The organism is Streptomyces sp. NBC_00009 (assembly GCF_045040855.1).
Taxonomy (GTDB): Bacteria; Actinomycetota; Actinomycetes; order Streptomycetales; family Streptomycetaceae; genus Streptomyces; species Streptomyces aureus.
Window position 1 is genome coordinate 3,910,963 of sequence record NZ_CP108312.1, and the last position, 19,532, is coordinate 3,930,494.

The following is a 19,532-nucleotide window of genomic DNA, read 5'->3' on the forward strand; positions in this document are numbered from 1 at the left end:
CATCGGTGCACGTTGCGATACCGGTCCTGTATCGGGTGACGGTCTCGGGCAGGTCAGGCACGACAGGCCGGGTACGGTATGCCCGGACAGCACACCGCCCGACCCCGCACGGGTGACGGTCGGGACCGACGGAGAGGGCTGGTAGGTAACCATGGAAGAGCCGCGTCGCCTCGGCGGCCGGTACGAGCTGGGCCAGGTGCTCGGTCGTGGTGGCATGGCGGAGGTCTATCTCGCCCATGACACCCGGCTCGGTCGCACCGTGGCGGTGAAGACGCTACGCGCGGATCTCGCGCGCGACCCGTCGTTCCAGGCCCGGTTCCGCCGGGAGGCCCAGTCGGCCGCCTCGCTCAACCATCCCGCGATCGTCGCCGTGTACGACACCGGTGAGGACTACATCGACGGGACCTCCATCCCGTACATCGTGATGGAGTACGTCGACGGATCCACGCTGCGTGAGCTGCTGCACTCCGGGCGCAAGCTGCTGCCCGAGCGTGCCATGGAGATGACGATCGGCATCCTCCAGGCGCTCGAGTACTCGCACCGCGCGGGCATCGTCCACCGTGACATCAAGCCGGCCAACGTCATGCTGACGCGGACCGGCCAGGTCAAGGTGATGGACTTCGGCATCGCCCGCGCCATGGGCGACTCCGGCATGACGATGACGCAGACGTCGGCCGTGATCGGCACCGCCCAGTACCTCTCCCCGGAGCAGGCCAAGGGCGAGCAGGTCGACGCGCGGTCCGACCTCTACTCGACGGGCTGTCTCCTCTACGAGCTGCTGACCGTGCGGCCGCCCTTCGTGGGCGACTCCCCGGTCGCGGTCGCGTACCAGCACGTGCGCGAGGAGCCGCAGCCGCCGAGCGTCTTCGACTCCGAGATCACCCCCGAGATGGACGCGATCGTCCTCAAGGCCCTCACCAAGGACCCGGACTACCGCTACCAGTCGGCGGACGAGATGCGCGCCGACATAGAGGCGTGCCTCGACGGGCAGCCGGTCGCGGCGACCGCGGGGATGGGCGCCGTCGGCTACGGCGGCCACCCCGACGACCAGCAGACCGCGATGCTGCACCCGCAGAACGGCGGCGGCCAGACGTCGATGCTGCCGCCGGTCAATCCGGACGACGGCGGCTACGGCTACGACGACCGCCCCGACCGGCGCCGCCAGAGCCAGGGCAAGAACCGTACGTCGACGATCCTGCTCGTCCTCGCGGGCGTCCTCGTCCTGGTCGGCGCGATCCTGATCGGGAAGTTCTTCATGGACGGGAGCGGCGGGAGCAACGCTCCGTTCGCGGCGCCCAAGTTCGTCGGCAAGACGGTCCCCGAGGCCAGGCTCGCCGCCAAGAACAGGAACCTCAAGCTCGACGACTCGAAGAAGGAGCCCTGCGAGAAGTTCCCCAAGGGCCAGATCTGCTCGCAGAGCCCGGCCGCGGGAGCCGACGTCAACAAGGGCGACACCATCACGGTGACGGTGTCGACCGGTGCGCCGAAGGTCGCGGTGCCGAACGTCATCGACCGCCAGGTCGACGAGGCAACGGCGAAGCTCGAGGGTGACGGCTACCAGTTCGTCGTCGAGACCGAGACGAAGGAGTCCAGCGCCGAACCGGGCACGGTCCTCGACCAGGACCCGCGGCCGGGCAAGGAAGTACAGAAGGGGAGCACCGTCACCCTGACTGTCGCCAAGGAGAAGAAGCTCTCCGCCGTGCCGGACGTCTCCAACAAGACGTGCGAAGAGGCTACGAAGCAGCTCGCGGACAACGACCTCAAGGCCAGCTGCACCGAGGAGGAGAACACGTCGGTCGATCCCGGCAAGGTCTTCTCGCAGAGCCCCGTGGCGAGCAGCCAGGCAGAGCCGGGCTCCACGGTCTACCTGAAGGTCGCCAAGGCCGCCGAGCAGATCACGGTGCCCGGTGACATCGCCGGCAAGAAGCTGAAGGACGTACAGAAGCAGCTGACGGACCTCGGTCTCGTCCCCGCTCTGGCGACCGGCTCTTCCAACGACCCGAACGCCACGGTCGTGACGAGCCAGCCCGGCCCCAACTCGCCGGTGAACAAGGGCGACACGGTCACCCTGCTCACCACCCCGCCGAACAACCAGAACGGCGGCGGGGACAACGGCGGCGGGATCTTCGGAGGCGTCACCGGCCGCCAGTAGGCGCCCTCCATGTCATGAGAGAACCCCGGCACCGCAGACGCGGTGCCGGGGTTCTTTCGTTCGGGGGTTTCGTGCGGTGGTTCTTTCGTGCGGTGGTTCGGGGGACTTGCCTGTGGCGGTCGTGCCGTCAGCGCAGCTCCGCCGGAAGCGTCCGATCGCTGTCGACCTTGTCGATCCGCTCCAGCTCGCCCCACACCACATAGCGGTACATGGACGTGTAGACGGGCGTGCACGTAGTCAGCGTGATGTAGCGGCCGGGCTTCTTCACACCCGATTCCTTGGGGACCGGGGCGAGGACCTTCACGTTGTACTTCGACGTCTCGGGGAGGATGTCGTACACCTTGTAGACGTACCACTTGTCCTTCGACTCGAAGACGATCGGGTCGCCCTTCTTGATCTTGTCGATGTTGTGGAACTTCGCCCCGTGCCCGTCCCGGTGCGCGGCGAGCGTGAAGTTGCCCTTCGCGGCGGTCGGCAGCGCGGACTTGACCGGGTCGGTGTAATAGCCGGCGACACCGTCGTTGAGGATCTTCGACGAGGTGCCCTTCTCGACGAGCACCTCACCGTTCTTCATCGACGGCACGTGCAGGAAGCCGATGCCGTTCTTGGTGTCGAGCGCGCCGGGGCCATGGTCGCCCCACTGGTCACGCACCTTGTCGCCCTGCTTGTGCGCGGCGCGGTCCGCGACCACGTTCGTCCACCACAACGAGTAGGCGACGAACAGGCCGAGGACCAGGCCCGCCGTGATGAGGAGTTCACCGAAAAGACTGACGGCGCCGGCGATGCGGCCACGGCCGCGTCGTGGCGCGGGCGGCGCCGCGCCGGCCCGCTCGTCGTGGTCGGTCGTCGCTGCCACTGCTTGTGCCCCGTCCCTGTCCCTGAACCTGTGCCTGTGGCCGTGCCTGTGCCTGTGCCTGTTACTTGCTGCTCGCCCCGCTACTGCACGAGCGCGTCCGGCTTCCCCTTGCTGCGCGGCCGTTCCTCGACCATCTTGCCCCAGACGATCATTCGATACGTACTGGTGAATTCCGGCGTGCACGTGGTCAGCGTGATGTACCGGCCGGGAGCCGTGAACCCGGAGCCCTGGGGGACCGGATTGAGGACGGTCGTGTTGCTCGGCGGGGTCTGCGGAAGGATGCTCGTCATCTTGTACACGTAGTACGTGTCCTGCGTCTCGACGACGATCGGATCGCCCGGCTGGAGCCGGTTGATGTAGCGGAACGGCTCGCCGTGCGTGTTGCGGTGCCCGGCGACGGCGAAGTTGCCGGTCTTGGCGTCCGGCATCGCCGTCTCGATGCTGTCCTTGCCGTAGTGGCCGACCATGCCGCGGTCCAGGACCTTCGTCTTGCTGATGCCCTCGGCGATCGGCACGACGACGTCCAGCTTCGGGATGTGCAGGAGCGCGAAGCCCTGGCCGGGCGCGAACTTGTCCGGCTCGCGCTTGCCGTTCGCCCAGTCGTCCTGGAGGTGGTGCGCCGCGCTGCCCGCCTGCTGGTGGGCCCGGATGTTCGACCACCACAGCTGGTACGTGACGAAGAGCAGCATCAGCACGCCGATGGTGATGAACGTTTCGCCGATCGCCCGGCTGGCGACCTCGCCGGTGCTGGGCTTGCTCGCCCTCGCGGCCCTGCGCGCCTCCAGGCGGCTGCGCGGCGGGGAGGCGGGCTCCGGGGTCTGCGCGGCCGCCACCGAGTGCCTGCCGCCGTGCTTGGCGGCCTTCCTGCGCGCGGCCCGGCCACCGGTCACCACGGGCGCGGCGGCGGAGCGCCCGCCGGAGTCGGAGGCGGTGTCTGTGTACGCGTCTGCGTCTGCGTCTGCGTCTGCGTCTGCGTCTGTGCCGGGTTCGGCTATTCGCCGGGTGTCCGCGGTGTGCAGGGCTACCGTCTCATCGTCCGGGACGGGCCGCGACGGTCTCGCCTCGTACTCGCGGACGGGCGGCACATACGCGGGCTGCGGCGCCTGCTGTACCTGCGGCTGTGGTGCCTGTGGTGCCTGCGGGGCCTGTGGGGCCTGCTGTTCGCCGCCGTACCAGTCCTGCGCGTAGCCCTGCGGGTCGTACCACTCCTGCTCCGGCTGGGGCGACGGCTGGGCCTGGAACGGCTGTTGAGCGTGCGGCTGGGGCTGAGGGTACGGCTGAGGCTCCTCGGACGCGTCCGTGGCGCGGAACCAGGGCGAGGGATGCTGCCCGGGCAGTGGATCGTTCAGTGGGTCGTCGAGACTCTGAACGGCCGCCTCGAACGCACCGGCAGCCTCGTACGGTTCCTGCTCGTACGAGGCTCCCTCGCGCTCGGGGCGCAGGGCGGTCACGCCGAGGCCCTGCCCACGACCGGGGCGAGCCCGGCCGATCGTGCCACCGCGGTCTTGTCGCCGCAGACGGTCAGCCAGTTGGCCAACATCAGGTGACCGTGTTCCGTGAGGACGGACTCGGGGTGGAACTGCACGCCCTCGACGGGCAGTTCGCGGTGGCGCAGGCCCATGATGATGCCGTCCTCGGTGCGCGCCGTGACCTCGAGCTCGTCGGGGACCGTGTCCGGTTCGGCGGCGAGCGAGTGGTAGCGGGTCGCCGTGAACGGGTTCGGCAGCCCCGCGAAGACGCCCTTGCCCTCGTGCCGCACCAGGGACGTCTTGCCGTGCAGCAGCTCGGGGGCACGGTCCACGACGCCGCCGTACGCGACCTGCATGGACTGCATGCCGAGGCAGACGCCGAAGACGGGCACCTCGGTCGCCGCGCAGTGGCGCACCATCTCGACGCAGACACCGGCCTGTTCGGGGGTCCCCGGGCCCGGAGACAGCAGTACGCCGTCGAAGCCGTCCTGCGCGTGCCGCGTCTCGACCTCGTCGTTGCGCAGCACTTCGCACTCTGCGCCCAGCTGGTACAGGTACTGGACGAGGTTGAAGACGAAGCTGTCGTAGTTGTCGACCACGAGAATGCGGCTGCGGCTGCGCTCGCCCACTAGTTGTTCACCGTCACATCGTTGAAGGGCAGCAGGGGCTCGGCCCACGGGAAGACGTACTGGAACAGTACGTAGACCACCACGAGGACGAGCAGTAGCGAGATCAGTGCTCTGATCCACGTGTTTCCCGGCAGATGCCGCCAGATCCAGCCGTACATGCCGTCCCTTCCGTCGCCGTACGGCAACAGACTAACGGCGCAGAGCCTCCGGTTTCCCGGCCTCCGCGGGCTGGGTGGCATCAAGGTGCGCCCAGACGATCAGCCGGTGGCTGTGACCCCACTCCGGCTCGCACGTCGTCAGTGTCAGATAGCGCCCCGGCTCCTTGTATCCGGACTTGCGCGGCACCGGGTCGATGACGGCGACATCGCTGGGCAGCGTCTTGTAGGGCTTGGTGTCGATGCGGTACGTGAACCAGGTCGTACCGTCGGTGAGGACGACCGCGTCACCGGGGCGCAGCTTGGGGAAGTCCTTGAACGGGTCACCGTAGGTGCGGCGGTGGCCGGCGACGGAGAAGTTCCCCTTCTGCCCGAGCTGCGCCGTCCCCGCGTAGTGGCCGAGGCCCTTCTTGAGGATGTCCACGCCCGTGCCCTGGAGCACCGGTTTGTTCCACGTGAAACCGAGCCGCGGGATGTACATGACGGCGAAGGGCTTGCCGTCCTTGTAGGGGGCCGGGGTCTGGGGCTGGCCTTGTTCCTGGTCCTGTTCCTGGGCAGGGCTCTGCTTGTCGCTCTGGCTCTGGCTCGGCGACGGGCCCGGGCGGGGCTGTTCGACCGCCACCGATCCCTTGGACCACTGGTTCTGGAGGGTGTCGATCTGGTGGTCCATGGCGCTGTCGGCCTTCACGCCGGTCCAGAACAGCACGTAGGCGACAAACAGGACAATCAGGGCGCCGACCGTGATGCACAGTTCGCTGAACGTCCTGACGACCACTCGGACCGGCACAGGCTCCCCCAGGCGGCTACTCCACGGGCTTCGCGTAGTGGAGATCCACTGTGCCCGAGTAACCGGGAAGAGTCACCGCCCCGTCGTCCTCGACTTTCCAGCCGAGCCCGTAGGCGTTGACGTAGAGCATGTAGTTCTGGATCTGGGGCGAGACGGCGAGAGCCTGCTTCAGCTTCTCCGGGTCCCCGACCGCGGTGATCTTGTACGGGGGCGAGTAGACGCGGCCCTGGAGGATCAGGGTGTTGCCGACGCAGCGCACGGCGCTGGTGGCGATGAGCCGCTGGTCCATGACCTTGATGCCCTGCGCGCCGCCGTTCCACAGGGCGTTCACGACGGCCTGGAGGTCCTGCTGGTGGATGACCAGGTCGTTCGGCTGGGGTTCGGGGTAGCCGGGGAGCTTGGCGGTGGCGTTCGGCGGGGCGTCCGCGAGCGTGACCGAGACGGCCTGCCCGCGCAGTTTCTTGGTGCCGGACGCCTTCTCCAGGGCGGACAGCTTGGCGTCCTCGGCCTTGGTGCCGGCGCCGCCGCGCTCGGTGAGGGCGTCGACGTCGTCACGGATCGCGCCGTTGGACTCCTCGAGCTGGCCGTTCTTGTGGCTGCGCTCCTGGATGAGATCGGAGAGCTTCAGCAGCGAGGCGTCCGTGCGGATGTTGGTGCCCTTGGCGGTGTTGAAGCTGGTGAAGAAGATCAGCCCGGCCAGGGCGAACACGGCCACCGTCAGAATCCGCACAGGTCGCAGGCGCGCACGGGGGCGGCCCCCGCCGGGGGGCTCACCCTGGGAGTCGGCAGAATTGCTCAACGTACCCTTATCTCCTTCAGCGCCGCGGAAGCACTACGCTAACGGACGCCCGGGGGAGCGCCCAGATTCCCCTTGTACGCTGCCCGGAGCCAGCCCACGTTCCCTGCGCGGCCACGCAGCGCATCGACAGGAGAGACCCTCGTGCCGAAGTCACGTATCCGCAAGAAGGCCGACTACACGCCGCCGCCGGCGTCGAAGCAGACGGCGAATATCAAGCTGACCAACCGAGGCTGGGTAGCCCCGGTGATGCTCGCGATGTTCCTGATCGGGCTTGCCTGGATCGTCGTCTTCTACGTGACCAACGGCACCCTGCCGCTGGACGCGCTCGGCAACTGGAACATCGTCGTGGGCTTCGGCTTCATCGCCGCCGGGTTCGGCGTTTCCACGCAGTGGAAGTAGCTCTGCCCCTAGCTATCCCCTGAGTTATCCACAGCTGTTTTCCACAGTGGGGAAAAGGTCGGAAGATCTGTGGATAACCCACCGGGTGTTGACGCCGGTGTGACTGACGCATCGCGGCTCGCCCACATGTTCGCCCCTTGTCCTGGCTGGGGAAACCCAGGTCAGCGACGAGGGGCACACCTGTTCCCCACCGAGTGCACAGGATCCGGCACCGTCTGTGGACAACGTGGGCGACAGACCGAGCTCAAGTGAGCTGGGACGTCCTCACAAGCACAGTGACGGCCACCACGGCGAGGACGAGCGCACAGGTCCCGTACTGCACCAGCGAGCGGCGCTCCCTGGGGGCGTGGACCATCGCGTACCCGACGACCACACCGGCGACGAGACCGCCGACGTGGGCCTGCCAGGCGATGTTTCCCCACGTGAACGTGAAGAGCAGGTTCAGCGCGAGCAGGCCGATGACGGGGCGCATGTCGTAGTTGAGGCGCCGCACCAGCACCGCGGTCGCGCCCATGAGTCCGAAGACGGCCCCGGACGCACCGAGGGACTGTTCGCTCGGCCCCGCGATCGCGTAGGTCAGCGCACTGCCGGCCAGCCCCGAGACCATGTACAGCGCGATGTAACGGGCCCTGCCGAGCGCCGCCTCCAGCGGGCCGCCGAGCCACCACAGGCCCAGCATGTTGAACGCGATGTGCCACACCTCCTGGTGCGTGAACATCGACGTCACCAGGCGATACCACTCGCCGCCGGCCACGCCCTGGTCCGGGACGTAGGGCGCGGGAGGCCACGCCCCGATCAGAACGAAGTCGGAGAGCAGCCGGTCCCACACATGGACCGCGATGAAGACCGCCACGTTGATCCCGATCAGGATCTTCGTGACCAGGCGCGGATCGGCCGCGATCGTGCCGCCCGTGATCGTCCTCGGCCGGCTGGCCGCCGGACCCTGCCCCGTACCGGAACCTCCCCGCACACAGTCCGGGCACTGGAAGCCCACCGAGGCGCTGACCATGCAGTCCGGGCAGATGGGCTTGTCACAGCGGGCGCAGCGGATCCCGGTCTCGCGGTCGGGGTGCCGGTAGCAGCGGGGCGGACCCTGCGCGTCCTGAGGGCCCTGCGGACTGCCCGGCACCTGATCCATCGGAAATCCCCTCGTACGAAACGCGCGCGATCAACACATGGCCCCGCCCATCCTTACGGATGAGCGGGGCGGATTGGTTCCCGTCGGCCCGGTCGCGTCGGCCCGGTTCGCGTCAGCGGGTCTCGACGACGACCGACTCGATGACCACGTCGTTGACCGGACGGTCCGTGCGGGGGTTGGTCTGTGCGGTCGCGATGGTGTCCACGACCTTCTGGCTGGCCTCGTCGACGACCTCGCCGAAAATCGTGTGCTTACGGGTCAGCCAGGCCGTCGGCGACACCGTGATGAAGAACTGGGAGCCGTTGGTGCCCGGGCCGGCGTTCGCCATGGCCAGCAGGTACGGCTTGTCGAAGGCCAGGTCGGGGTGGAACTCGTCCCCGAACTGGTAGCCGGGGCCGCCCGTGCCGTTCCCCAGCGGGTCACCGCCCTGGATCATGAAACCGCTGATCACCCGGTGGAAGACCGTGCCGTCGTAGAGCTTGTCAGTGGACTTCTCGCCCGTCTCCGGGTTGGTCCACTCCCGCTCGCCCCGAGCGAGCTCGACGAAGTTCTTGACCGTCTTGGGCGCGTGGTTCGGCAGCAGCCGGACTTCGATGTCGCCTTGGTTGGTCTTCAGGGTGGCGTAGAGCTGCTCAGCCACGATCTGCCTTCCGTTGCCTTCTGTGACGATCCGATCCTCGCACGCCCCCGCAGACCCGTCGCCCGGCGGCAGCTGCAGAATTTCCGGCCGAGTCGCCGCCGCGGAGGCGCGTCGTACGGCGATCCGTGGCATTGTCGTCCGCAAGCCCCCATTGCACCGTATTGATCAGCTATTGCCTGGAGCACCTCGGTACGCCCAAAGGCGGCTTATGCCCCGAATGCTCGCCCTCGCATGCATGCCTGCCTGCCGTCCGGCAGGCATGATCCGAAAAAGGGTGGAAAGGTGAAAACCTGTACGCCACCGAGGAGGAGGATCCCGTGACCCGCATCGACAGCGTGCGCGCCGCGACCGGCTCGGCGAAGGACAGCGTGCTGCACGCCGCGGAAGTGGTGGCGCCCTACGCCGAGACGGCCAAGGACCGGGCCGCACTGTATGCGCAAGAAGCGCGCGTACGGCTCGCGCCTGTGATGTCGCAGGCTGCGCAACAAACCCGCGACCAGTACGACACGTACCTCGCGCCGCATCTTGAACAGGCCCGCTCCCATGTGCCGCCGAAGGTCGACCAGGCCGCGCAGGAGGCAGCCGTCCGCACCCGGAAGGCCGCCCGCCAGGCCGCCGTCTACGCCAGGCCGCGGATCGAGCAGGCCGTCGCCGCCGCCCAGCCCGTCCGCGAGGAGGCGACCGCCCGCAGTATCGCGGCGCTCGCCGCCCTGCGCGGACAGGTGTCGCCGAAGGAGATCAAGAAGCTCGCCCGCAAACACGAACGGCGGGCCCGGGCCGGACGTGTCGCCAAGGGCTTGCTCATCGTCGGCGTCCTCGCCGGGGGCGCCTACGCCGCCTGGAAGTGGTGGGACAAGCAGGCCAACCCGGACTGGCTGGTGGAACCGCCGGCCGCGACCGAGGTCCCGGACACCACACCCCTGTCATCGGCGGACGGCAGCGGCCAGAGCGCCCTCGACCCCGAGGTCCAGGCCAAGCAGGCCGAAGCGGAGGCGGAGGCGGACGCCACGGACCGCAACGACCGCGGCTAAGCCTCGAACGAGCAGTAACGCGGTAGGGCGGGAGACCACTGGTCTCCCGCCCTACTGCGTTCACGTGTTTCACGTGGAACCTGTGGAGCCTAGGGGAGTCGAACCCCTGACATCTGCCATGCAAAGACAGCGCTCTACCAACTGAGCTAAGGCCCCGGAAATGATGCGTCGAACCGGAAGAAGTGCGATCCGGTGCGCATCGCAGACCAGAGTACCGGGTCACCCCCCGGATCTCGCAAAAGGATTGGGGGTCCCGGTCCACGACCACTCTCCGTAAGATGCCCCACGTGGTTCGCGGCAGCGAACCGCCGTATTTGGGGAAGCGATGGGGAGACGCAATGGACGCCGCACAGCAGGAAGCTACCGCAAGAGCCCGGGAGCTCCAACGAAACTGGTACGGAGAGCCGCTGGGGGCGCTCTTCCGTCGCCTCATCGATGATCTGGGCCTCAATCAGGCCAGGCTCGCGGGGGTTCTCGGTCTGTCCGCGCCCATGCTGTCCCAGCTGATGAGCGGTCAGCGCGCGAAGATAGGCAATCCGGCCGTCGTCCAGCGTGTCCAGCTGCTCCAGGATCTGGCGGGTCAGGTCGCCGACGGAAGCGTCAGCGCCGCCGAGGCCACCGAGCGTATGGACGAGATCAAGAAGTCACAGGGGGGCTCGGTGCTCACCAACACCGCGCAGACAACAACCAGTTCGGGCGCACCCACGGTCAAGCGTGTGGTCCGCGAGATCCAGTCGCTGCTGCGCTCCGTCTCCGCGGCCGGGGACATCATCGATGCGGCGGACACCCTCGCCCCGAGCCACCCGGAACTGGCAGAGTTCCTCCGGGTCTACGGCGCCGGGCGCACCTCCGACGCCGTAACCCACTATCAGGCGCACCAGAGCTGATCCCGGCTGAACGGTAGCGACATCGGGCCGGCCGCGAGTCCCGCGGCCGGTCCTGGGCCGCGGGACCATCCGAGAGGCCGGACGCGTCGTGACGGCCGAGGGGGGAGCGACGCACCACGATGGGTGAGGTCTTCGCCGGACGCTACGAACTGGCCGACCCGATCGGTCGCGGGGGAACAGGCGCCGTATGGCGCGCCTGGGACCACCGGCGCCGCAGATATGTGGCCGCCAAGGTCCTGCTGCAGAGCGATGCCCACACCCTGCTCCGATTCGTGCGCGAACAGGCACTGCGGATCGACCACCCCCACGTCCTCGCCCCGGCCAGCTGGGCGGCGGACGACGACAAGGTCCTGTTCACCATGGACCTCGTCGCCGGCGGCTCGCTGGCGCATCTGATCGGTGACTACGGGCCCCTGCCACCGTCCTTCGTGTGCCTCCTCCTGGATCAGCTCCTGGCCGGGCTCACCGCGGTGCACGCGGAGGGGGTCGTGCACCGCGACATCAAGCCCGCCAACATCCTTCTGGAGGCGACCGGCACCGCCCGGCCTCACCTGCGCCTCTCGGACTTCGGCATCGCGATGCGCAAGGGCGAGCCCCGGCTCACCGAGACCGACTATGTGGTGGGAACGCCCGGCTACTTCGCCCCCGAACAGGCGATGGGCAGTGAGCCGGACTTCCCGGCAGACCTGTTCGCCGTCGGTCTCGTCGCCCTGTATCTGCTCCAGGGCGCCCGGCCCGACTCCAGGGCACTGATCGAGCACTTCACCGACCACGGCACCCCTGGCGCGCCCCAGGGCATTCCCGGCCCTCTGTGGACCGTCGTGGCCGGTCTCCTGCAGCCTGATCCCGAAGCGCGCTTCCGTACCGCGACAGGCGCGCGCAAGGCCCTCCTGGCGGCCTCCGAACTGCTTCCCGAGCCCGGACCCGACGACGAACTGGTCGAGGTCTTCGACCAACTCGGCTCGCTCCCACCGGGGTTCGCCCCAAATGGCCCGACCACGACCTCCCGGGCGGTCGCCCCCGGCCTCGTACACGACCGGAACCGGAACCATGGCACGACCGGCCGGTCCACGACCCTGAGGCCCGCGCCCACGGCAGGAGAGGCCCTGCCGGCACTCCCCACGGAGCCCCCGACACCGGCGCCGCCACCACCGCCCCCGCTGTATGCACCCGCGGTGCCGGACCCCCCACCGGCAGACCCCTCCATCCCAAGGCCCACCACCCCCGCGCCCCCGGGGCCGGCCTCCACCACGTCGCAGACCGGCATGCACGGGACCAGCATCACGCCCGGGACCGCCCCGTCGGGGACCGTCACGCCCGGGACCACCCCGTCCGGAACCGTCACACCCGGAACCACCCTGTCGGGTGCCGGACTGTCCGGCACCAGCATGTCCGAGACCGGCAGCTTCCACCTGCCGCCGCCCCCTCCCGCGCAGCCCCCCGCACAGCCACTCACGCAAACCCCACTCGAGCCGCGGCCGATCACCCCCACCACCGCTCCCGACGCTCCCGAGTACACCGCCCATCCACACCCCCGTCCCACGGCACCACAAGCACCACCACCAGCCCCACCGACTCGCCCGCACCCCCACGAGCCCTCCCCTCACACCCCGGCCACGACCCCCGCCACGCAGCGCTCCCACGCCGCTCCAGCTCCAGCTCCAGGCCCTGCTCCGGCGCCCGCTCAGCCCGCCTCTATCTCTACGTACACCGCCCAGATCGTTCAGGTTCCACTCGTCGGCCACCCGAATCCCGGCGGCACGGCCCCGAACCCGACCCCTCATCGGCGGGTGCGGAAACGGCGGCCGGGACCGCCCGCGAAGGTGGCGATCCCGGTGCTGTTCTTTGCCTTGGTCAGTTTCGCGGTGGGCATCTGGGCGCTGGCCCAGGCCTGAGAAAGCCTGACGCCCCGCCTACCAACCAGCGGGTGCCCGCCGACGGGCGACGTACGTCCATACGCCGAGACCCAGCACCAGCACGGACCCCGTGCCGATCCCGGCGATCCCGACGACCGTCATGCGGTTCGTCCGACCGGACCCGCCCTGCCCCGCCTGATCGCCGCCCTGACCGCCGCTCTGGCCTCCCGCCGAGGGCAACGATGAGCCTCCGCCCTGCGCGGACCCGCTCTCAGCGGCGGCCCGGTCCGCGTCCGTGACCTGGAATGCGCCCGGATCCCGCACATACGCGGGCGCGGACGCCGCGTCCCCATGGACCGTCAGACGGAGCGTCAGCCCGGACTCCTTGTTCCCGAAGGTCCCCTTCATCTCCGGCGTGAGGGAGACCTTCAGGTAGTACCAGCCGGCGAACCGCACGCCCGCTTCGTCCGCGCGGGACAGATAGCGGTTCTCGTAGGCGACCGGAGGCAGGGAGTCCAGGGCCGCCACGGAGGGCTCCCCTCCGTACGAGGCGTCCTTCGAAGTGACCGGCGTCCGCGCCGGGTTGTACAGCGCCACACTCAGTGCGCTCGGCACAAAGCCCTTACGCTGTGCGTCCCCCGCCGAAGTGCCCAGCTCGGCCTCGGTGAAGAGCTGCTGTCCCCAGTCCAGCGGCACACGGTAGAAAAGCGTCTGCCCCGGGCGGATCCGGTCCTTCCACACGCCTTGTCGCAGGCTCTGCGCGTCGTTGAAGCCCGTGCCGCCCCGGCGTTCGGAAGGGATTCCGGCAGGCGGCCGCGGCGAAGCCGACGACCACGCCCCGGGCTCGGTGGTGGCGGGCGGCGACTTGAGCGCGGGCTCCGAGGAGACGCTCAACTCCAGGTCCCAGCGCTCCCGCGTGGAATCCGGCGCAGTCTTGCGCGCGATAATCACGTAATACGTGCCCGCATCCTGGCAGCGCCCGCCGCCCTCCCGTACGACCCGTTCCACGGTGGCAGCTATCGGCCTCGGGTACTCGGCGGAGCGGAACGCCGCCACCTCGGAGTCACAGCGATTGCCCTGCCGATCCTGCAGGGTCACGGAAATGCTGTCGTTGAACGCCACCTTCACGTCCGCCCCGACCTTCGGCACCGCCACCGCCGAGACATACGTATCGGAGGAGCCGTCCAGGTCGACGCGGTAATAACGCGTGCCGGCCGCTCCCTTCGCGCCCGACCCACTGCCGAGCCCGGTGCCCTTCACCCCCGCCTCGATGGAGCTCCGATACGTCTCCCCGGCCTTGAGTTCCGCCGCATCCGTACTGGTCACCGCACCCTGGACGGTCTTTGCCCCCTGTGCGAAGACGTATGGAGCCGAGTCCTGCGCTGCCGCGATCCCGGGCAGCGCCACCACCGCGACCGGCACGGCCACCGCACACATCGCCGCCCCGAGCGCCGACAGCGCAGACACCGGCCGTCCACGCCCGCGCCCCACCACGCGCCCCACAAGACGCCGCCCTACGCGCCGACTCATCACGCGCCCCTTCGTCGCCCCCGCCATCGCCTCATCGCCGGACGACCATCCTGCCGTCAGGTCCCCATGCGCCCCACCGACATTCACCAAAGCAAGCAAATAATTTACTTAAGCGAATAAACGGCCCAGGGTGGCCTCACGCCCAGCCCCACCCCGAACAGCACAAAGCCCCGACCGCTCATGCGATCGGGGCCCTGAAGAGACTGTCGTCGATACTCACGAACCCGTGGGCACGGAGTCAGTCGCCTCCGTCCACAGATCCTGCTCGGCGCGATCCGCCTGGATCTGGCGGTACACGAGGAGCCCGCCGATGGCGGCCAGTGCGACCAGGAGAAGCTTCTTCACCGCGCGACCTCGTCTTTCTTTGACGTAGGGGACCTCTGGCGCCCGACTATACACACCGACCGATACCGATCGGTGACCTGCACCCGGGCCCAACTCCCGCACCCCGACGACCAGTCGAAGCGGATGACGGAGCTCCGATCACACTTCGCAGAATGTGACATTCGGCGTGATTGGCGGCCTTACGGGGCGATTACGCCCATCCGAGTGGTGTTCATCTGAACATCGACGCGCCACGGGCGTCGGTCCCCCACTCCGGAGCCCGCATACACATCATGAGGAAAGTACGCAAATCGCCCAACCCGAAAGTGAGGGATCATGGCCACCAACAAGGTCATCAAGCTGTGGACCGTCCTCATCACCGCCTTCCTCGCGGTGCTGACCGCGATGGGTCTCACGTCCCCGGCCGCCGCGGCCACGCCCGTACAGCAGACGGAGGGCACCCGCAACGCGGCGGTGAGCACCCCCGCCGCTACCGCCGTCCGGGCCCCCTGGGCCTTCAAACGGTCCCTGCCTCCCACAATGAAGCAGCGCATCCGCGCCGAGGCCCACGGTTCCTCCCCCAGCTGCCGCCACCGCCCGCCGGCCGACACGGAGTCCGGGAACGAGTTCGAAGAGACCGCGGCAGGAATCAACGCGCTCCACTCGCAGTCGTAGCAACAGCAGTACGTAAAGACGAAGCTCCACCAGCAGTGACACCAGCAGTGACAGCAGCGGTGACGAAAGCGGCAACGGCAAGAAGGCCGGCCCTGTGGAACCGCGGCAGACCCTCCGCAGCAAAAGCTCCACCGCAAGAACAGCCCGTGAGGAAGACCGACAGGTACCACCGGCAGGCACCACCGCAGAGAACGTCCGGCAGCACGGTTCATCGGCCCAAGCCGACAGCGCCGCTCAGCAGCCAGTACAAGCACGAGTACGAGCACCACAGACCGACGCACCACCCGCACCACAGCAGCGCGGCACCACCCGCACCACTGCAGCGCGGCACCGCAGAGCCACGGCGGCGGCACCAGGCAGCGCTTCATCAGCGCAGCCACGCCCCGAACCTGCCGGCCGCACTCCAGATCCAGACGGCACCAACCGCAGGCAAAGCGCCCCACTGCTGAACCGCGACAGCACGACAGCACGACACCGATAGACCGCGCTCCCCGCGCCCTCGACCTTCACGACCCCGGCCACCACAGGCTGAGGGTCTTCTCGGCGTGCGCCCACGGACAACGGCCCTGCCCCGCCGCCCCCAGAGACGCCAAAAACCCCCAACCACGATGGGTTGAGGGTTTCTGTCTTGTGGGGCTAACAGGATTTGAACCTGTGGCCTCATCCTTATCAGGGATGCGCTCTAACCAACTGAGCTATAGCCCCGCCGCGCTTTGCGGTGTGTGTCCCGCGCGCTGACCTCTGAAGATTAGCGCACGACCCGGCCAGTCCCAAAATCGATAGCCGGGACCCCGCTCCACCGGCCAAAACGCCTGTGGAACGCACCCCCGTCAGGGAATGCGCTCCACATGTGTCGCAGCGACCGAAGCGGCTGCTGCGCGGCTACTGCCCGGCTGCTACTCGTCCTCGGCGAGGGTCAGCTCGACGCCGCCCACGAAGCCCGCGGAGAGGTTGTAGATGAACGCGCCGAGCGTGGCCAGCGCCGTCGCCAGGACGACGTCGATGACCGCGATGATCGACGTGAAGATCAGGACGCGCGGCAGCGACAGGAACGACTGGAGGTCGAAGCCGTTGGACTCGTTCGAGCCCGTGGCCTCGGAGATCGTGCCGCCCACGGTCGAGAAGACGCCCATGGCGTCCATGACCATCCACAGCACCGCGGCCGCGACGATCGTGCAGATGCCGAGCGCGATGGAGAGCAGGAAGCTGACCTTCATCACCGACCACGGATCGGCCTTGGCGACCCTCAGTCGCGCCTTGCGCGTACGAGGCGTCGTGCGGGCCCCCGTGCGCGGCCTGCGGACCGCTCCGGCCGGCGGAGCCGCCTGGTAGGCCTGCGGCGGGTGGTACGGCTGCGAGGGCTGCGGAGGCTGCTGCCTCTCCCCGGGCAGCGCCCCGTCCGTGTCGGCCGCGTACTGCTGCGTCTGCGGACCTCGGGTGTCCGTCACAGTTCCCCCCTGGGATCCATGAGACTCGTGCGAGTCGTTCGAGTCAGTGGCGGGGCCACGGCCGCCGTCCGATTCCGTACCGGTCGATCCGGCGCCCGTGGCTCCGCTCACGATGACTCACTCCTCGCGCTACTCGGTCGTGGACTCAGTGCCCTCGTCCGTTTCGACAGCCGTCTCGACCTCGGCGGACTCGTCGACGATGACGTCACCGTCGACCTCCTCCGCCTCGCGACCGGCCTCGGCGTTACGAGCGATACCGACCACGGCATCGCGCTTGCCCAGGTTGATCAGTTGGACGCCCATGGTGTCACGGCCCGTCTCCCTGACCTCGTTGACTCGCGTACGAATCACACCGCCCGACAGCGTGATGGCGAGGATCTCGTCCGTCTCCTCGGTCACCAGCGCGCCGACGAGCGAACCGCGGTCCTCCACGATCTTGGCGGCCTTGATGCCGAGGCCACCGCGGCCCTGGACGCGGTACTCGTCGACGGCGGTCCGCTTCGCGTACCCGCCGTCGGTGGCGGTGAACACGAACGTACCCGGCCGGACGACATTCATCGAGAGCAGCTGGTCGCCCTCGCGGAAACTCATGCCCTTCACACCGGATGTGGCACGGCCCATCGGGCGCAGCGCGTCGTCCGTGGCGGTGAAGCGGATGGACTGCGCCTTCTTGCTGATGAGCAGCAGGTCGTCCTCGGCGGAGACCAGCTCGGCGCCGATCAGCTCGTCGTCGGAGCCGTCCTCCGTCTCGCGGAGATTGATGGCGATGACGCCGCCCGAACGGGGCGAGTCGTAGTCCTTGAGGGGGGTCTTCTTTACGAGGCCGCCCTTTGTGGCGAGGACCAGGTAGGGGGCCGCTTCGTAGTCGCGGATCGCGAGGATCTCGGCGATCGACTCGTCCGGCTGGAAGGCCAGCAGGTTGGCCACGTGCTGGCCGCGAGCGTCACGGCCGGCGTCCGGGAGCTCGTACGCCTTCGCGCGGTAGACGCGGCCCTTGTTCGTGAAGAACAGCAGCCAGTGGTGCGTCGTCGACACGAAGAAGTGGTCGACGATGTCGTCTTCCTTGAGCTTCGTGCCGCGTACGCCCTTGCCGCCGCGCTTCTGCGAGCGGTAGTCGACCGTCTTGGTGCGCTTGACGTAGCCGCCGCGCGAGATGGTGACGACGATGTCCTCTTCGGCGATCAGGTCCTCCATGGACATGTCGCCGTCGAAGGGCACCAGCTTGGAGCGCCGGTCGTCGCCGAACTTCTCGACGATCGCCCCGAGTTCCTGGCTGATGATCTGGCGCTGGCGCTCCGGCGAGGCCAGGATCGCGTTGTACTCGTTGATCTTGATCTGCAGTTCGTCGTGCTCGGCGACGATCTTCTGGCGCTCCAGGGCGGCCAGTCGGCGCAGCTGCATCTCGAGGATCGCGTTGGCCTGGATCTCGTCGATCTCCAGGAGGCCCATGAGGCCCTCGCGGGCGATCTCGACGGTGTCACTGCGCCGGATGAGCGCGATGACCTCGTCGATGGCGTCCAGGGCCTTCAGGAGGCCGCGCAGGATGTGGGCGCGCTCCTCGGCCTTGCGCAGGCGGAACTTCGTACGGCGGACGATGACCTCGACCTGGTGGCTCACCCAGTGGCGGATGAAGGCGTCCAGGGAGAGGGTGCGCGGCACGCCGTCGACGAGCGCCAGCATGTTGGCGCCGAAGTTCGTCTGGAGGTCGGTGTGCTTGTAGAGGTTGTTGAGGACGACCTTGGCGACGGCGTCGCGCTTCAGGACGATGACGAGGCGCTGGCCGGTGCGCGACGAGGTCTCGTCGCGGACGTCGGCGATGCCGCCGACGCGGCCGTCCTTCACCAGGTCGGCGATCTTCTGCGCGAGGTTGTCCGGGTTGACCTGGTACGGGAGTTCGGTGACCACCAGGCACTGGCGGTTCTGGATCTCCTCGACCTCGACGACCGCGCGCATCGTGATGGAGCCACGGCCCGTGCGGTACGCCTCCTCGATGCCCTTGCGGCCCACGACCAGGGCGCCGGTCGGGAAGTCCGGGCCCTTGATGCGCTCGATGAGCGCGTCCAGGAGCTCCTCGTGCGAGGCCTCCGGGTTCTCCAGGTACCACTGGGCGCCGGAGGCGACCTCGCGCAGGTTGTGCGGCGGGATGTTGGTGGCCATGCCGACCGCGATGCCCGCCGAGCCGTTGATCAGCAGGTTCGGGAAACGGGCCGGCAGGACGGTCGGCTCCTGGGAGCGGCCGTCGTAGTTGTCCGTGAAGTCGACGGTCTCCTCGTCGATGTCACGGACCATCTCCATGGACAGCGGCGCCATCTTGCACTCGGTGTAGCGCATGGCGGCCGCGGGGTCGTTGCCCGGGGAGCCGAAGTTTCCGTTCGAGTCCACCAGCGGCATACGCATCGACCACGGCTGCGCCAGGCGGACCAGGGCGTCGTAGATCGAGGAGTCGCCGTGCGGGTGGTAGTTGCCCATGACGTCGCCGACGACGCGGGCGCACTTGTAGAAGCCCTTCTCGGGCCGGTAGCCGCCGTCGTACATCGCGTAGAGGACGCGGCGGTGGACGGGCTTGAGGCCGTCCCGTACGTCGGGCAGGGCGCGCGACACGATGACGGACATCGCGTAGTCGAGGTACGAGCGCTGCATCTCGGTCTCGAGCCCGACGGGCTCGATGCGCTGGGCACCCTCTACGGGCACCGTTTCGACCGTGACGCTGATCTCGGCGCCTTCTTCAGGCGTGGGGGGAGTGTTCTCGTCGGTCAT

The 19,532-nt window shown here is 68.5% G+C and carries 18 protein-coding genes and 2 tRNA genes; 6 read left to right on the plus strand and 14 right to left on the minus strand.

What is annotated here, in order from left to right; genetic code table 11:
- Positions 1–151 precede the first annotated feature (151 nt).
- On the plus strand, positions 152–2,152 hold the full coding sequence (gene pknB, locus OHA58_RS17635) for a Stk1 family PASTA domain-containing Ser/Thr kinase (RefSeq protein ID WP_405479776.1): 2,001 nt from the start codon (positions 152–154) through the stop codon (positions 2,150–2,152).
- Positions 2,153–2,279: 127 nt separating this feature from the next.
- On the opposite strand, the gene OHA58_RS17640 is transcribed toward pknB, so the two are convergent.
- From OHA58_RS17640 to OHA58_RS17665, 6 genes are all read right to left on the minus strand, one after another.
- On the minus strand, positions 2,280–3,008 hold the full coding sequence (locus OHA58_RS17640; RefSeq protein ID WP_405479778.1) for a class E sortase: 729 nt from the start codon (positions 3,006–3,008) through the stop codon (positions 2,280–2,282).
- 80 nt (positions 3,009–3,088) lie between these two features.
- On the minus strand, positions 3,089–4,459 hold the full coding sequence (locus OHA58_RS17645; RefSeq protein ID WP_405479780.1) for a class E sortase: 1,371 nt from the start codon (positions 4,457–4,459) through the stop codon (positions 3,089–3,091).
- Positions 4,456–5,106, minus strand: coding sequence for an aminodeoxychorismate/anthranilate synthase component II (locus OHA58_RS17650; protein WP_405479782.1), 651 nt, complete (start codon positions 5,104–5,106; stop codon positions 4,456–4,458). The genes OHA58_RS17645 and OHA58_RS17650 overlap by 4 nt, the downstream gene beginning before the upstream one ends.
- Positions 5,106–5,264: a hypothetical protein gene (locus tag OHA58_RS17655; RefSeq protein ID WP_127827559.1), complete on the minus strand. Its 159-nt coding sequence runs from the start codon at positions 5,262–5,264 to the stop codon at positions 5,106–5,108. Before OHA58_RS17655 ends, OHA58_RS17650 begins: the two co-directional genes overlap by 1 nt.
- 31 nt (positions 5,265–5,295) lie before the next feature.
- A complete protein-coding gene (locus tag OHA58_RS17660) occupies positions 5,296–6,048 on the minus strand; it encodes a class E sortase (RefSeq protein WP_405479785.1) in 753 nt (250 codons plus the stop codon).
- A 16-nt stretch (positions 6,049–6,064) separates the two neighbouring features.
- Complete coding sequence (locus OHA58_RS17665; protein WP_405479787.1) at positions 6,065–6,847, minus strand: DUF881 domain-containing protein; 783 nt, start codon at positions 6,845–6,847, stop codon at positions 6,065–6,067.
- Positions 6,848–6,988: 141 nt separating this feature from the next.
- Between OHA58_RS17665 and crgA the strand changes: the two genes are divergently transcribed.
- Complete coding sequence (gene crgA, locus OHA58_RS17670) at positions 6,989–7,246, plus strand: cell division protein CrgA (RefSeq protein ID WP_405479789.1); 258 nt, start codon at positions 6,989–6,991, stop codon at positions 7,244–7,246.
- 244 nt (positions 7,247–7,490) lie between these two features.
- On the opposite strand, the gene OHA58_RS17675 is transcribed toward crgA, so the two are convergent.
- Positions 7,491–8,384 (minus strand): rhomboid family intramembrane serine protease, encoded by an 894-nt coding sequence (locus OHA58_RS17675; protein ID WP_405479791.1) that lies wholly within the window; start codon positions 8,382–8,384, stop codon positions 7,491–7,493.
- Between the two features lie 112 nt (positions 8,385–8,496).
- Positions 8,497–9,024 carry a peptidylprolyl isomerase gene (locus tag OHA58_RS17680; protein WP_266562263.1) on the minus strand — a complete coding sequence of 176 codons (528 nt, stop codon included), beginning with the start codon at positions 9,022–9,024 and terminating at the stop codon, positions 8,497–8,499.
- A gap of 317 nt (positions 9,025–9,341) precedes the next feature.
- Between OHA58_RS17680 and OHA58_RS17685 the strand changes: the two genes are divergently transcribed.
- On the plus strand, positions 9,342–10,055 hold the full coding sequence (locus OHA58_RS17685; protein ID WP_405479793.1) for a DUF5324 family protein: 714 nt from the start codon (positions 9,342–9,344) through the stop codon (positions 10,053–10,055).
- Positions 10,056–10,138: 83 nt separating this feature from the next.
- Here the strand turns inward: OHA58_RS17685 and OHA58_RS17690 are convergent.
- Positions 10,139–10,211: transfer RNA gene (locus OHA58_RS17690), tRNA-Ala, on the minus strand.
- A 182-nt stretch (positions 10,212–10,393) separates the two neighbouring features.
- Between OHA58_RS17690 and OHA58_RS17695 the strand changes: the two genes are divergently transcribed.
- A complete protein-coding gene (locus OHA58_RS17695) occupies positions 10,394–10,942 on the plus strand; it encodes a DNA-binding protein (RefSeq protein WP_100597242.1) in 549 nt (182 codons plus the stop codon).
- Between the two features lie 119 nt (positions 10,943–11,061).
- On the plus strand, positions 11,062–12,837 hold the full coding sequence (locus OHA58_RS17700) for a serine/threonine-protein kinase (RefSeq protein ID WP_405479796.1): 1,776 nt from the start codon (positions 11,062–11,064) through the stop codon (positions 12,835–12,837).
- An 18-nt stretch (positions 12,838–12,855) separates the two neighbouring features.
- Here the strand turns inward: OHA58_RS17700 and OHA58_RS17705 are convergent, their stop codons facing one another.
- On the minus strand, positions 12,856–14,265 hold the full coding sequence (locus OHA58_RS17705) for a hypothetical protein (RefSeq protein WP_405479798.1): 1,410 nt from the start codon (positions 14,263–14,265) through the stop codon (positions 12,856–12,858).
- Positions 14,266–14,544: 279 nt separating this feature from the next.
- A complete protein-coding gene (locus OHA58_RS17710) occupies positions 14,545–14,673 on the minus strand; it encodes a DLW-39 family protein (RefSeq protein WP_003999697.1) in 129 nt (42 codons plus the stop codon).
- A 315-nt stretch (positions 14,674–14,988) separates the two neighbouring features.
- Here OHA58_RS17710 and OHA58_RS17715 point away from each other — a divergent pair, with 315 nt between their 5' ends.
- Positions 14,989–15,327, plus strand: coding sequence for a DUF6344 domain-containing protein (locus OHA58_RS17715; protein ID WP_405479800.1), 339 nt, complete (start codon positions 14,989–14,991; stop codon positions 15,325–15,327).
- A 631-nt stretch (positions 15,328–15,958) separates the two neighbouring features.
- Here the strand turns inward: OHA58_RS17715 and OHA58_RS17720 are convergent.
- The 3 genes from OHA58_RS17720 to gyrA form a co-directional block, all read right to left on the minus strand.
- A tRNA-Ile gene (locus OHA58_RS17720) sits at positions 15,959–16,032 on the minus strand.
- 191 nt (positions 16,033–16,223) lie between these two features.
- A complete protein-coding gene (locus tag OHA58_RS17725) occupies positions 16,224–16,886 on the minus strand; it encodes a DUF3566 domain-containing protein (RefSeq protein WP_405479802.1) in 663 nt (220 codons plus the stop codon).
- 18 nt (positions 16,887–16,904) lie between these two features.
- A complete protein-coding gene (gene gyrA / locus OHA58_RS17730) occupies positions 16,905–19,532 on the minus strand; it encodes a DNA gyrase subunit A (protein WP_405479804.1) in 2,628 nt (875 codons plus the stop codon).

Coding starts and splice junctions, on each gene's coding strand:
- gyrA (WP_405479804.1), bottom strand. CDS start 19,532: ATGACCGACGAGAACACTCCCCCCACGCCTGAAGAAGGCGCCGAGATC.
- OHA58_RS17700 (WP_405479796.1), top strand. CDS start 11,062: ATGGGTGAGGTCTTCGCCGGACGCTACGAACTGGCCGACCCGATCGGT.
- pknB (WP_405479776.1), top strand. CDS start 152: ATGGAAGAGCCGCGTCGCCTCGGCGGCCGGTACGAGCTGGGCCAGGTG.
- OHA58_RS17715 (WP_405479800.1), top strand. CDS start 14,989: ATGGCCACCAACAAGGTCATCAAGCTGTGGACCGTCCTCATCACCGCC.
- OHA58_RS17675 (WP_405479791.1), bottom strand. CDS start 8,384: ATGGATCAGGTGCCGGGCAGTCCGCAGGGCCCTCAGGACGCGCAGGGT.
- OHA58_RS17695 (WP_100597242.1), top strand. CDS start 10,394: ATGGACGCCGCACAGCAGGAAGCTACCGCAAGAGCCCGGGAGCTCCAA.
- OHA58_RS17655 (WP_127827559.1), bottom strand. CDS start 5,264: ATGTACGGCTGGATCTGGCGGCATCTGCCGGGAAACACGTGGATCAGA.